Here is a 14,045-nt window from a genome sequence, read left to right as displayed (position 1 = left end):
CCATAAACAATCAACCAGTAGAATGTGTGGCAACAAACCTGTTATCGCATATCTTGGAGTGTGACTATTTATGAGTGATAGTGAAGATATGCGACAACATCACTATTTTATCGAATGATTTTTATAGTTTTCAATATAATTATGTACTTCCCCTCAAAAATGAGGGGCTATTTTTATAACGTCAAATAGAACAGATGGTCGAGGAACGGAAAAAATAATTAAATAATTTCGCTAATTTCTTCTAAGTGCTTTACTGTAATTTCAAGAAGTGGTATATTTTAGTTAATAAAAGAATCCGGAAGATTACTTCCATGTCTCGCTGCACCAATTATAGCGGGACTTTTTTTTGTAGAGGTGACCAAAATGTCAGATAAACCGTTTAAGACACTAGAAGAACAAATTGAAATTTTAAAACAAAGAAATTTAAAATTTAAAGACAGTGAAAATGCTAAATATGTACTAATGAATAACTCTTATTATGGATTAATAAATCGCTATAAAGAATTATTCTCGATTTCTACTCAAAATGCTGAAGGCGATTTTGAAGATGATTTTCAAGGAAATTACTTTGAGGATTTGTTAAGTATATATGATTTTGACAAAAACTTATCTTCGTTGCTCTACAAATATTTTTCTATGATTGAGACTACATTAAAAACATCTTGTTCTTACTATATCTCTTTATACATTGGTGAAATGCAAACTAATTACTTAAATAAAAACAATTATTCGTGGGGATATATTGTAGAACACGGTAAGATGAAAGGTCGACCTTCAAGAGAAGTCACTATTGATCATTTAGAAAAATGCATCAAAAAAAGTGGAGATCCTTCAATTGAGTATTATAAAAAAGAACATAATAATGTACCACCTTGGATTTCCATCCCTGCACTTTCTTTAGGAACAATCTATGAGTTGTATCGTATTTGCCCAAAAGAAGCTAAAAGTGATATTTCTTCTGTTTTTATGAAACCAAAAATCCAAGATATTAGTGCTCAAAAAAATTTATTTATAAAATCCTTGAAATTTATTCACATTTACCGAAATAGAGTAGCGCATGGACAAAGAATTGTAAATCACTGTGTGGAAGAAAAAAATGTTTTACCTAAATATGAATTTAAATTATTCTCTAAAAACAAGAAAACTCATATGCTAGTCAAAGATGGTCGTTCAGATTCAATAATTGGGCTTTTTTTATCAGTTACCTTGTTATTATCTTCGAGAAGTTTAGTGCAAAGTCAATTTATAGATGAACTAGAATCTATTTTTGTTACCTTAAAAAAAAGAAATTATAAAGCTTATGATTTAATGTGTAGAAAGTATATGATTCCAAAGAATATTTGTTCTCTCTTGAGAAATGTATAGCATATGTACTGCCCCTCATCGAGGGGCTATTTTTTTATCGTTGCGGAATATTTAAATACCAACGTTTGTCATGGAAATCTTGCGCACCGCCTTTAGTGTTCCCTTCTGGATCATTCGTTGCACGCATCATGACATAGACTTTCTTATTAGGAAAATTACGCATATTGAAAGATACATGATAACCAACATTTCCAGAAGTATTATAAGCTTGATTTACATCTGATCTATAAATTCCATCAGCTCTTACTCGAGCTAATTCTTTTCCAGTATTGTAATCCATAATGAAAATATACTCGTATTTATAGTTAGCAATGTGCCATCCAGCCACATGCAAGTTTGCATTTTCGATTTCTCCAAACTGATCAATGTGGGCGTAATTCGTTCCATCTGTCAGTGTAGGATTTGCTGCACCTGCTCTAGTTGGATCAATGACTGGTTTATCATCTGAAGTTGTCGGATTTTCATCGGTAAATCCATGAGCTAAATCATATGCTAATTTTTCTTTACTTACGCCCATTTCAGAAAGATAACCGTAAGGATCTGTATGATCGCCCCAAATATTTTGTGTTACCCATAAATGCGATTTGATTCCTGGTTGGTTATAAGGCGTGTCCAATGTTAATGGAATACCATATTTTATTGCTGAATCTCTAGCCAATTCAACGTATGCCTTGTAGTTTTTCTCAAACGTTGCTTTATCATGTGTGTGTTGTAACTCAATCTGCACAGGACTGTTGGCATTAGCATACGAACCAGCACCGTACTGTACATAACCAGGTTGACCGACTTGATAAACAATTCCGCCGTCTCCCACAATGTAAGCAGTGTAAGCACTAGTCCATGAACGTTGCATATACTGCGCTTCATTTCGTCCTGTTGCTGTTTCGTTAGCTGTTTCATGCAGTAAAATATACTGATTATTCGCTACTTGAGAGCTACCTTCATTTACACCTAAATTAAATTCATTGTTAATCGTATAGGCAAATCCATTAATTGGCAATAAAAAAAGAGCCGTTAATAGGCTCATCGCAGTAATAGTAATTTTCTTTTTCATTTGTTTCCTCCTATTTTTTCAAATTATAAGCCGACACACCAGTGATAACACCTAAAAATGTTGCTGCTGCATTGATAGTCAGAACTGTCATATCTGTTCCATTCCATCCATATGCTTTTCCTAACGTGGCTACTAACACAGAAGCAGCTGGCAATACTGTTAAAACCGTCCATTTAATGACTTGATAATACTTATCGGGTAAAATCATTTCTTCTTAACTCCTTTCTTTTTTTACCTAGATCTTTCTCTAAATAAAGTTTTAATTTGTTGTGTGTGTTCTACCAATTTTTCTGCATGTGTATCTAATCTTTCATCGTGTTTCTTTAGTTCTTCATGAATAGTAATGCGATCAGATTTGCTTGCTTCTAAATCTTTAGTCAATAAATCTAAATTTCGGCTTACTTTTGAAAGAGTCTCAGTAATCTTCGAGAAAGATGCAGCAATCGGTCTAATTACTAATAAAATCAAAGAAACGATAGCGGTTATTGATCCTGCTATCATTCCCCATTCTCCTAAATTAATCATGTGACAACTCCTTAAATCAAAATAAAAAGCACATCAATTAAGATGTGCTCTCTTCTTTGCTAATGATTTTATCTGCTTCTTCGTCTGTAATGCATAGTGGAACGAATAGTCGAACTTGATCGTCAGTAAAACAGCCCCAATCATACATCATTTTCACATCGCTAAAACTAAACATACTACTCACCTCCCTTTGAAGCTGGATTTAGTTGCTCTTTAATTTCTGAAATGTCTTTGCTATTTTGTAACGAAGCAAGCATCATTTTTGAATTGATTTGTGCTAAACTATCCGCTTTTTCTTTCAATGCAGTATTTTCCTGTTTAATTGCTACATTGTTTAGCATGAGTTTGGCGTTGAGCTGTTTTAAATCGCCGTTCTCATTTTCTAACGACTCATACATCGCTTTGAGATTGTTTAAATCGTTGTGATCTAGTACATTCACTAAAACAATCCATTGGTTCAGTTTAGGATCAAACATCTGATCAGCAATCGTTAGCGGTTCGCCATCAGCACGAATCCCTTCAAGCGGTGGCTGATCCGCGTAGGGAACGGACACAAGCATGTCGTCCAATACTTTTCCTGCGTACTCTCCGCCAGTACGTCCATATTTCCAAATGTTTTTCATTTATTTCACTCCTTTAATCTAAGATTCTATTTCCATAATGTGCAGCGTGTTTATTTGAGAAAAATCTAACTTCTTACCATCCTGAGTTTCAAAAGTGATATTGAAGTACTCTCCTTTTTTCAACGCGAAAATTCTACTAAAGTGAAGCCCATGCTTCCATTGTAATGCAGTTTCATTTATACCAACACCACCTGCAAAACCAATAGAACTAGTTTGGGCATCGTCTTTATAAAAAGTAATATAACCATACTGGCCAGCTGTTGATCCGCCAAACTGATATCTAACTAGCCCTTCTACCAACAAAGTACAGTCTCGATTAGCTGTGGCTTGCCAATTTCCAGAATTCCAAGTCAACGGATTCTCTTTCATGGATCGATTCAATTTTGCTCCAATGGTAGTTGCTACTGGTCCAATAATTAACCGAGCTTTATTAGAAATACCAGTTTGTTCAGTTCCTGTTGAATGCCACGCTTCATAAGGCAACGGCTTTTCTTCTACCAGTACATTTTTTCCATTAACTAGAGGGGTTTCTAAAAAGTTCTTAGTTCCATCTACAGATTGTGGTTCGGTCAAACTAACCGTATTATTCAAGCCTTTTTCAGTGTATTCAGGTGTGACATCCCAACTGTAGTCGTTCGGATTGTTGCTGTCTTTCAATCCTTCACCGAAGTATTTATACTCACTAATATTCGGGGTTCGAGTGTTGCCTTTTTCGATCTTGAGCCAGTCGATTTGACATGCGCCAATTGTGGCTTGTGGTTGTTGATAGAGAGTAAAGTTTGCTGGTGAATTACTTAAGTTTGATACAGTGAATGTAACGCTCCAGACATCTGTTAAACCCTCAACTGGTTTAAAATCTCCAAACTTAACCGTCCCACCACTATAAGCCGCAAATGTTTGTGTAGTAGGTTTTGTACCCTTAAGTGTTGCTGTATAGGTCTTACCAATCTCTAAATTTTTTTTCAAAACTCTACCTAAAATAGCGTATTGACTATTTGAAACCGGAAATGTACCTGTCATTAAGTTATCACCCAATGGCGCTTTACCTACCCAGTAAGGATCATCAAGTAAGTTAGGCTGGTACGGAGTGGCTGTAGAGCCGCGTTCAACTTTAATATTTTCAACTAAAACTGTTCCAACAAATGGGTCTGTAGAAGTTGTATCAATAGTGAAGTACATTCTATCAAAAATTGACGGGTCTGTTGCTGCGCTAGAATTAGCGGTTGCATATATTTTTGTCTTTTTACCAACTTGAGCATTTCTAGCTGTTGCGTATAGTAATATATTTCCACCTGGTGTTTTTCTATATGCCAATCTTAGACTGTTTAAGTCACCTTTATATCCTTCTAAAACAGTAACGTCTGCACTTAAAGTATATTGAGTACCTGGCAGTAACGCTGGGACACTTTTAATAGATGTTAAAAATTTCGCTCCCTCACTATCAGCAAAAGTGACTTTTAAACTGTTTCCAGAATCTTCTATTGTTATCTGTGAGTTTGGAGAAAAATCCTTAGCTTTTAAAACAGGCATTAAATTCGGATTCCCACTATAATCATAGTCCCCGAAGTCGATGCTGTTACTGTACATCTTTTTCAGCTTGCCGAGATCGCCGATTTTCTGATTGGTTTGATCAATACGGTCATTCGCCTTATCAATATTAGTATTGAGAGTTGCGACATCTTGATTGGCTTTCGTGATTTTGTCGTTTGTATCTTTTACTTTCGCATCAATCTGCGTTTCAGATTCCGCAATTTTCTGTTCAATCTCTAGCTTTCCATCAGCTAGAATTTTTTCGATTTTATCAATGGTCTGACTGAAACCATTGAAATAATAATCTTCTAGTTCTGGCGTACTATCATCGATTGGACTGCGTTTGATATAAAAAGTAAAACGACCAGCTGTATCTAACGAGCGGTCGTTTGGAAAATCAATATATACGCTACCTTCTACGGTGCCTACGTATCCCAGTATATTATCCTCTAACACAATAGAAACAATCCCATTCACAGGATCTTCTACCGTAGCTAGATAGTCATGTTTACCATAACCACCTTCTGCCGTTGCAGATTTGAACATCAAGCGAATCGGAACAGTTGTCCCTTCGGGTAAGCTTTGAGGGATGCCGTTTTTCCGAACTAACTTCATTCGAAGCTTAGCTGTTCCTCGATCATGCGACCAAAAAACAACATTCGTCCTGTTTGGACTAGTGGCTTCTGCTTGAATCACAATGATCGATTCATTCATTTTATAAACCATTAACTTAACACCTGCCCTTTGGAAATAATCAAGCCGTTTCCACCAATACTCGTGGCAGTCGTAGCAAATGTTGACGGAACAGTTCCTCTTACAATCGCATCATCACAACGAATGCCTATATTATTCCCCGATCCTTCTAAACCAGCTAATGCTTCAGCCATACGACGAACACATAAGGCGGTGTCTTGATTAATAACAGTAGTATATCCATACATCCGAAGTTTTGATACACCGCCAACATATATAGCGTTATAATTCATTGATTTAGTGTTTTCAGCAAACTTACATTTATTCAATCCCATATATCCGCTTTGTTCATTCATAATTCCATATCGTTTACCATCAGGAGACAACGGCGCGTTTGCAGTGTCAACTATTTGAATTCCAACAATATCTGTGTGTCCAGAACAAGCAGTGACAGCTATACTTCTTACTTTAACTGGTAAGTCCGAGGTTAACGGGTCAATACTACTTATGTCATTAATCGGTCGTATGGTTAAAGATTGATAAGATAAACCTTTAATCACTATATCTTCTAAGAATGTTCCATCCTCTGCGAAAATTGTAATTGGAGCCATGGTAATCAATGGAATTGTATTAATTGCTGCTTGTATACTTGCAAATGGGCTTTCTTCCGCACCATCGCCCGTCTGATCGCTTCCATCCTTTGAAACGTAAATATTGATAGGTTCGTTATACCCTCCAATGATTTGCTGGACTGCTTTGTTTAATTGCTCTACTTGTTCTTTCTGACTAGCGGCATTTGTAATTAATTCACTAATTTGTTCGTCCGACAGGTTTTCATGTTCTAATAGTCTGCCATGCAGTGTGTCAAAAACTTCCCCTTTATTGTTAACTCGTGCATCCACTACTTCGTTTGGCGAATCACCGCCTGAATGAAGCACGAGATTATCAATACGACTGTTCGTTGATTTGTCTTGATCAGACAGTTTCTTTTCAAGATTGTTCAGATAATCAACGTTTTTATTGAATGTTTCTTTCCATTTTAAAGCGATATTATTTGATATTAGTTTAACAAGCCCCATCTACATCAGTCCTTTCTTAGCAAGATTTGCCAGTATTGAAGTGATTGTTTTCTTGGTATTTGATAATACAATCTCTGGCGCTTTATTAGGGATAGCTGGATAATCAGTAATTCCCACAACTTGAATGTAGGTACTTATATTCAAAGGTTCATAAACAAAAAGGACCTTATCCCCTTTGTTAAGAGATACGGCCCATTTTAGTGTTACGGATCCTGAAACATCTGGATAGTCGTGTAACTGTTGTTTTAGATATTTAATCATATTATTTTGAATAGTGTAACGTTCGTCTTCTATTGGGTCTTGTATCCTGATTCCCCATTTCTGTGATTCGGGACTAGTATAAGTAACTGGATTAAAATAATATGAGTCATCTTCTTTTTTCTTACCAAATCCTTTAATTTGTGTTTTCAAAGCATAAGTATCAATATCAAACGACACTTCATCCGTATTATATTTATATCGGATTTGTTGCTCAGTTATATTTCCATAATCTGAAATGGGGTAAAATACTAAATGCTTATTGTTTGGTATCACAACTGCACCGTAATCTTCCAAAATTTCATTAATAAGATTTAAATAATTATCATTTCCAAAATTCTCCTGCTCCTTTTTTAAAAATACATTATTGGGATCTACAACTTCCCAACTAAATCCTCGGTTTCCAGCTTTAAAAATATGAGTCAGAAGATCATTGATTGATTTTGTTCCAGATATGGTGTCATATTGCCATCCATCTTGAATAGTGTAATAGACATGAGTTGCTACTACATCTTTATAGATTTGGCTACCAGAAGCATATGGTCTCATCTGCTTGATTGAATACTGCTGACCATCAAAAACAACATAGTTTTCATAGTCAATTAAATCAAAGGTTATTTGATTCCTTTTTGTTTCTGGTACAGTCACAGATAACTCCCACGTTTCATTTTGTTGCCACGAGACAGAAAAAGAATCCTTATCGTAGTTAATAAGGATTTCCTCTTTCGTTTCTTCATAATTACGTATTAATATGTTTTTCAAAGTATCACCTACTTATACAAGAAACGGAAATCCCAAGAAGATTTCACTCTAGTAATATTTTGAATTTCGATTTCATTGACCCCTTCAGCTAAAGTGATTAGTCCATGGTTTGTATCAATACCACAACTTACACCATTCAATTTTGGGTATACACCATCCAAAACTAACGTCTGCCCTAAATTAGTTGAGAGAGAAGGATGATAAATGAAACGATCGCCTGTGGTCTTATTGAAAATAGTCACATTTCCTTCTGATTCTCCTTCGAGGGTAATACGTAAATCTGACTCTCTCGGATCAATTTCAAAACTGCCAGCATTAAAAATCTTAAAGAAACTAGTATTGTGTGTATAACTAAAATCTTCAGAAACTAGACCTTGAGAAAACTGCCAATCCTCATCCAAACTGAAATCAGATAAAGTCGTTGCCATCGATTCAGAATATCCTTTATAGGCAGAAAATGATACAACGCAATTTCCTTTAAAATATGCCTTTTTGGTTACAGTCATACTCTCAACGATCACTGGGTATCTTTTACCAGGTTCTTTCGTATAGATAAAGTAGTATTCAGCTTCTTTATTAAATAGTTCTCTCAATTCTGTTTCAGTCAAAATAAGATCATTTAGATTGTCTGCAAAATAATCAAATTCAAAAGTAATAGGAAAAGAATCAAATGAGTGTGTCAGCAGCTTTTTTCCTACTGAACCTGCATAAGAAGAAAATTCATTTTTAGGTACTGGCATCCCAATTTTTATATCAATGATTTTTATTCGGTAATTTGCTAGTAAGTCAAATTTACCTGTACTAAATTGGAGAAATACTGATGTTTTATCATCCATTGAAATTCTTTCCTCTCGTATATAGTTTTCTTGCTAATGATGAACCAGTATATTCATCTACACTTTTGCTGACTTTCTTACCGTCTAGATGACTAATTACCTCAACTGGACGATTATTCAAAGCTTGAGACAGCTTCTGAAGTGAACTTTCTGAAATTTCGCTTGTTAAAAATCCACTCGAATTGCTTGATACATTATTTGCTGAAGCAGGTCTAAATTGTTCCCTCGAGCGGATTGCTTTTATAATCAAGTCATCTGCAGAAGATTTAGCAGGATTTATCATAAATTCTTTTGGATAAGCAGGGTCTTCCCCAATCCATGCTAATTCAGGACCATTTATTTCTCCACCATCAGCATAACCATGCCCCATTCCGATATTTGCAAAGAAGCCAGCACCTGTTCCATATTGAGCCATGATATATCTTAAACCGGCTAAGATACTATCATATCCATTAAAAATATTGCCATGACCTGGCATCTTATAAGCATTGAAAGTAGCACTAATTGTTTGCATCAATCCTTTTGCTAAGTCTCCAGTAATGGTATTAATATCTGTATAACCACCTTGAACAGCTTTCTCATTTCCGCCTGATTCTGTTTGGATCTGACTAATGATTCTGTCTATATGCCCTTTATCTGTTGGAAATCCGACCATTTTTGCAGCATCAATTACTTGGCTTCGCCATCTTTCAGCACCTGAACCAGCAGGAGAACTACCGCCTCCTGCTTTGAAAATATCTCCTGATCCTAATTTACCAGTGATATGCAAATGGTCGTAATGATCATTATCTGGCCATGGTTCCCATGAACCAGTTGCTGGTTGACCCGATTGTCCAGTTCTATCACGCACTTTCCCTTGTGTGATAACATACCCAACTTTATCGGCAAAATTCTCAAATACCCAGTTTGCAGGATCAAAATATTTGCTTGAACCATTCATACTTGACGGATAAGCAATATCAATCGCTTGATGCTTCCCGTGATCGTAAGGATCACCTGGTCGGTAACCTGAAGTAATCCCGCTCATACCGAATTTCCTAACGGCTTGGTTTGCAATATCTACTAAATATTTATAGACATTGTCAGCCATCGCCCCGTCGAAACTGCCGCCTCCATTTTCTTCATTAAACTTATCAAAGAAGTTTTGTGCGTATTCGATAATCTTATCTTTTATATTAGAGATACCACCTGCAGCAACTTTATATTCAGCTGAATCACCAAGGTTATCTAAAAAGTCAGAGACGCCAAGTTTATCAGCAATCGTATCATAAGCTTTGCCGGCACCATCTGAAACGAAAGACCATACATCTTTAGCTTTATCTTTAACCCAATCAAACATATTCGTGATAGTACCCCAGACACCGTCTTTGTGTGCGGGTAGCCCCTTTGTCATTGCCAAGAATTCTTTAGACATATGATGGGGTAAAATTGAAGTACCAGCTTGCAGAGGACGAATTTCTGGACCGCTAACACCCACAGGGAAAATACCTTTAGATGGATGATGAGCAAGCTCGAATCCTTCTTCTCCAACCAGAGCAATTTCGTCTTCGGTCAATCCACTAGAACCTTTTGCATGTGCACCGAATTTGTATTCAATAAGATCGTTTCCCCAGTCTTTATTCAGTGCATGTATCAAATGGCCAATACTGTGTGCGACACCTTCAACAATGGATCCCATGTTTGTTTTCATTTCATCCCAAGAGCCTACAACTTCACCTGTTTCACCATCAACAGCACCTTTGTGTTCTCTAGCTTGCTCTTGGGCATTTCGCACAACTGAAGATTTTTGAGCGCTGATTTCGCCACTAACTTTGTCATGTTGCTCTTTTGCTTTAGAAGTTACTTCTTTGTATTGATTTTTTGCAGCGGTATGGGTATCATCACGTTGCTTTCTTGCTTCTTTTACAACTTTCTCATACTGTTCTTGTGAAAGAGTACCCGTTTCATCTCGCTGACGTTTAGCTGCTTTAACAGTCTCTTTGTACTTTTTGTCAGCCGCAGTAATAATATCGTCCCGAGCTTTTTTAGCAGGCTTAACAGAGGCATCGTATAGTTTGTCAGCTTCTTCTTGAGTGGCTTCTAAATCTTTAGCGTTTAATTTACCTTTTTGTTTACGAAGATGTTTAAGCAAATCTTCTTGTTCTTTAGCTCCGCTTTCGATTGCTTCAACCGCTTTTCCGTTCATGGCAAATTGATCAGCAACATAGTCCTTAACAAACTGTTTTCTTAGCTTGTTTAATTCTTTATTCTTTTGCTCCTCACTCTTACTAGAATCGTTTTGAATTTCTTCAACCTTCTTGTAGTACTCGTTGACAGTCGTCTGCATTTTTATGAGCGCATCTTTTTTACTTTTTTTGGAAGCATCATTGTTTTCTTGTTCTTTTTTTAGGAGTTTATCAGCTTCTTTACGTGTCATAACCCCTTGTTTAACAAGTAAATCTAGATCCTTTTTAGATCTTTTTTGTTTGCTGTCATAGTAATCATCGATGTCTTTGCCCATCTCTTCAAAAAGTTTGTCGGATTCTTTTTTTGCTTTTTGAGCACTCTTAGTATCAATTCCCATCTTAATAAGAAGTTCTTTATTTAACTTGTTAATTGCAGGGGTAATCTTTTTGCTGATTTTCTTTTCGTCTATTCCTACCTCGATTTCAGCCTTGGTTTTTTTGACTTTAGGCTTCAACGGTTTCCCGTTTAGAGATTCTTGCAAACTACCAACAAACCCACTACCGAATTTCGAGCCGGCGAACTGGCCCGCCGCGCCACCTAGCACTGTGCCTATCGCTGTTCCAATTCCAGGAGCTATCAGTGTTCCAATCGTTGCACCTAGCTTAGCGCCACCAAGCCCACCACCGATGCCGCCAAGAAATCCTCCAGCTTTTTCACCAGCAGATCCTTCTTTAAACAGCTCTGGTACACTTGCTAGCACGCTTATAACCGGTGTCAGTTTAGCAAGACCTGTAACTAAAGAGCCTAGTTTCGCTGCAACACCTGCTCCACCAACAGCGGCAGGAGCTACAGTAGCTGCCGTCTCCGTAACTGTTTGAGTCACTCCTGCTTTTGTGGTGTTTCCTAGTCCTCCACTTAAAAAGCTAGTTGCTTTTTCAATAGCAGTGAATTCTAATAAGTGTTTTTTAGCATCTTTTATCATCGAAATGAATTCAAAACCTTTTTTAACTGCGAACATAGTCACAAGTGCTTTACCCAGTAATTCAACTTTATCTTTATTGTCAGCTAGGTTCTCAATGATTTTATCCACCTGTTTGAGAGGATCTTTGATTTTCTTTGTATTATCATCGATCAAGCCGAACATATCTGCGACGGCAAGGAGAATATCCTTTCCTTGATCCCAAGCGCCTGAGACTAACGCTTTTGCTAAATCTTTAACGTTCCCTGTGATATTTCCAATCGTCGACTTGTTTTTGTCCAGATAAGAAAACACATCAGAAACATGCCGGAATAATCCAACGACTGAATCAGATGCGCCATTGATAATACCTGTAAGCTTATCCTTGCCTAAATGCTTGATGATGTCATTTATACCGCCTACGATATTGGCTCGTAAATTACCAATTGCACCCTCAAAAGTTGAGGTGGATTTAGCAGCTTCGATAGCACCATCATTCATACCTAATTCAGTAATGGCTGTATTGAATTCATCAGCAGATATTTCGCCTTTTTCCATTGCTTCACGGAAGTTCCCAGTAAAAGCACCGTTTTTCTTCATTGCTTCTTGAAGTACGCCAGAAGCGCCCGGAATGGCATCAGCCAACTGATTCCAGTTTTCTGTTGTTAATTTTCCCGCTCCTGCCGTTTGTGTCATGACCATTGCTACAGATTTGAACGTTTCAGCATTACCACCGGCTTGAGCATTTAAGTTACCTGCTGCTTGAGTCAACTCGGTGTAGTTTTTAATGCCATTAGCCGCTAATTGAGCTGTCGTGTTAGAAACTGTGCTTAGATCATAGACGGTATCATCCGCATACTTTTGAACGATTTTAGTTGCTTCGCCAATTTCTTTTTCTCCGAATCCGCCCAATTTCATTGTTGATTTGAACTTATCAATTGAGTCAGAGGCTTCTACAGATTCACCAATAAGATCGCTAAAACTACCTGTGATTACTTGAATTGCACTTGAAGCAACTCCAGCAATTGCACCAATAGAAAGCTTGTCCTTTAAGCTCATATACTTCGATTCTGTTCGTTCAGCAGTTTCCCCAAGTTCTTTTGTTTCAGACTTTGCTTGAGTGGCATCAGCATTCAAAATAGTTTCTTTTTGTTTAGGTATTTCACTAATACCTTCTTTAGTTGCTTTGATCTTTAAGCTAGCGCCATCGTTATCTGCTTTGAATTCAGTGATCTTGCTTTTCGGAATATCTTTCAAAAAAGCTTTTGTTTCTTTGACATCTTTTTCAGCATCTGAGTTATCCGCTTTGATAGTGAACTTAACTGGATTATCAAAAGTATTGTCTACATCTTTTTTTGTAGACTTAGCAATTGTTTCTATCTTTGTCGTTTCATTTTTGAATGAATCATCCATCTTTGATCCAGTGTTCATTCCTAGCTTCGTCAGAACGTCATCAACGAAAGAGACGTCGTTTTTGAAATTCGGAAGGTTAGAGAGCATTACATCAATATTTATTGTTGCATCTGCTGCCATTCATTTTCCTCCTTTCCATTTATTGTGTATTTAATTAATTTTTAGCTTGTGCAGCTAACATGTCGAACATGCTTCCAAGCTGATTGTCTAAGTTGCTTACAGTCTTTTCAGAATCAATCGCATAGTATTCTTGCAGTTCTAACAAAGCCGTTAATGCTTCCCCTTCTAAGCCAGCAACACTTCTTGAGCGAATAGATAAGATGCGTTGAAAGTGTGTTTTCTCACTCAATCCAGCCAGTAACGCTTTGAACGTTAAGTAGTGCATCTTTCCTCTTTGAGTCAGCAAATCGATTCCATAATCCGCAAAAAAAGACGCATAGATTGCACCAGCATCTTGTGAGTACGAATATAGTTTTTCTGGTTGCCCGTCAGTCTCGAATGATTCATCACTTTCAGAGTTGCCATAAGCATTTTTTTGAATGTAGTTGCTGATGTCTTCCACAAATTTACTTTTTTGGTCAAAGGTAAATCTCTTAGCAAAATTATCGTCACCGAAATAAAAGAGGTCGAAAGCTTTGTATATCTTTTCAAAAGATTTGAGATTCTTGTCTTCTAACAACTCATAGAATTTAAGAACTGTATCGAAAGAAAGATCGATTGGTATTTCAATATCATCAATTAAGATGCTTGTCTCTAAATCATCAATTAAATCAAACAATCAGA

Annotated in this window: 12 protein-coding genes; 1 reads left to right on the top strand and 11 read right to left on the bottom strand. The window is 36.8% G+C overall.

The features are described 5' to 3' along the window. The first annotated feature begins 363 nt into the window (after positions 1-363). Entirely contained in the window at positions 364-1,365 is a 1,002-nt protein-coding gene (locus DIZ30_RS12575; RefSeq protein ID WP_109023261.1) for an Abi family protein, read from the top strand. 34 nt (positions 1,366-1,399) lie between these two features. Here the strand turns inward: DIZ30_RS12575 and DIZ30_RS12570 are convergent, their stop codons facing one another. From DIZ30_RS12570 to DIZ30_RS12520, 11 genes are read right to left on the bottom strand one after another with little or no spacing between them, the layout of a single operon-like run. Then, positions 1,400-2,419 carry an N-acetylmuramoyl-L-alanine amidase gene (locus tag DIZ30_RS12570; RefSeq protein ID WP_109023260.1) on the bottom strand — a complete coding sequence of 340 codons (1,020 nt, stop codon included), beginning with the start codon at positions 2,417-2,419 and terminating at the stop codon, positions 1,400-1,402. 10 nt (positions 2,420-2,429) lie between these two features. Beyond that, positions 2,430-2,627, bottom strand: coding sequence for a phage holin (locus DIZ30_RS12565; protein WP_002311605.1), 198 nt, complete (start codon positions 2,625-2,627; stop codon positions 2,430-2,432). A 23-nt stretch (positions 2,628-2,650) separates the two neighbouring features. Then, the gene (locus tag DIZ30_RS12560; protein ID WP_002333313.1) at positions 2,651-2,944 is read right to left on the bottom strand and encodes a hypothetical protein; all 294 of its coding nucleotides are present in this window, start codon (positions 2,942-2,944) and stop codon (positions 2,651-2,653) included. A gap of 37 nt (positions 2,945-2,981) precedes the next feature. After that, the gene (locus DIZ30_RS12555) at positions 2,982-3,119 is read right to left on the bottom strand and encodes an XkdX family protein (protein WP_109023259.1); all 138 of its coding nucleotides are present in this window, start codon (positions 3,117-3,119) and stop codon (positions 2,982-2,984) included. A gap of 1 nt (position 3,120) precedes the next feature. After that, positions 3,121-3,567 (bottom strand): hypothetical protein, encoded by a 447-nt coding sequence (locus DIZ30_RS12550; RefSeq protein ID WP_109023258.1) that lies wholly within the window; start codon positions 3,565-3,567, stop codon positions 3,121-3,123. An 18-nt stretch (positions 3,568-3,585) separates the two neighbouring features. Next, positions 3,586-5,823 carry a BppU family phage baseplate upper protein gene (locus DIZ30_RS12545; RefSeq protein ID WP_109023257.1) on the bottom strand — a complete coding sequence of 746 codons (2,238 nt, stop codon included), beginning with the start codon at positions 5,821-5,823 and terminating at the stop codon, positions 3,586-3,588. Continuing rightward, complete coding sequence (locus DIZ30_RS12540; protein WP_109023256.1) at positions 5,823-6,869, bottom strand: hypothetical protein; 1,047 nt, start codon at positions 6,867-6,869, stop codon at positions 5,823-5,825. The genes DIZ30_RS12545 and DIZ30_RS12540 overlap by 1 nt, the downstream gene beginning before the upstream one ends. Beyond that, positions 6,870-7,889, bottom strand: a complete 1,020-nt coding sequence (locus DIZ30_RS12535) for a phage tail protein (RefSeq protein WP_104775151.1) — start codon at positions 7,887-7,889, stop codon at positions 6,870-6,872. Between the two features lie 8 nt (positions 7,890-7,897). After that, on the bottom strand, positions 7,898-8,725 hold the full coding sequence (locus DIZ30_RS12530) for a phage tail domain-containing protein (RefSeq protein WP_109023255.1): 828 nt from the start codon (positions 8,723-8,725) through the stop codon (positions 7,898-7,900). Further along, positions 8,718-13,382 (bottom strand): tape measure protein, encoded by a 4,665-nt coding sequence (locus tag DIZ30_RS12525; RefSeq protein WP_109023254.1) that lies wholly within the window; start codon positions 13,380-13,382, stop codon positions 8,718-8,720. The genes DIZ30_RS12530 and DIZ30_RS12525 overlap by 8 nt, the downstream gene beginning before the upstream one ends. A 34-nt stretch (positions 13,383-13,416) precedes the next feature. Further along, a complete protein-coding gene (locus tag DIZ30_RS12520; protein WP_047928268.1) occupies positions 13,417-14,040 on the bottom strand; it encodes a Gp15 family bacteriophage protein in 624 nt (207 codons plus the stop codon). Positions 14,041-14,045: the final 5 nt, after the last annotated feature.

The organism is Enterococcus sp. H57 (genome assembly GCF_003112495.1).
Lineage (GTDB): Bacteria > Bacillota > Bacilli > Lactobacillales > Enterococcaceae > Enterococcus_B > Enterococcus_B faecium.
This window is presented reverse-complemented; position numbering and strand designations above follow the sequence as displayed.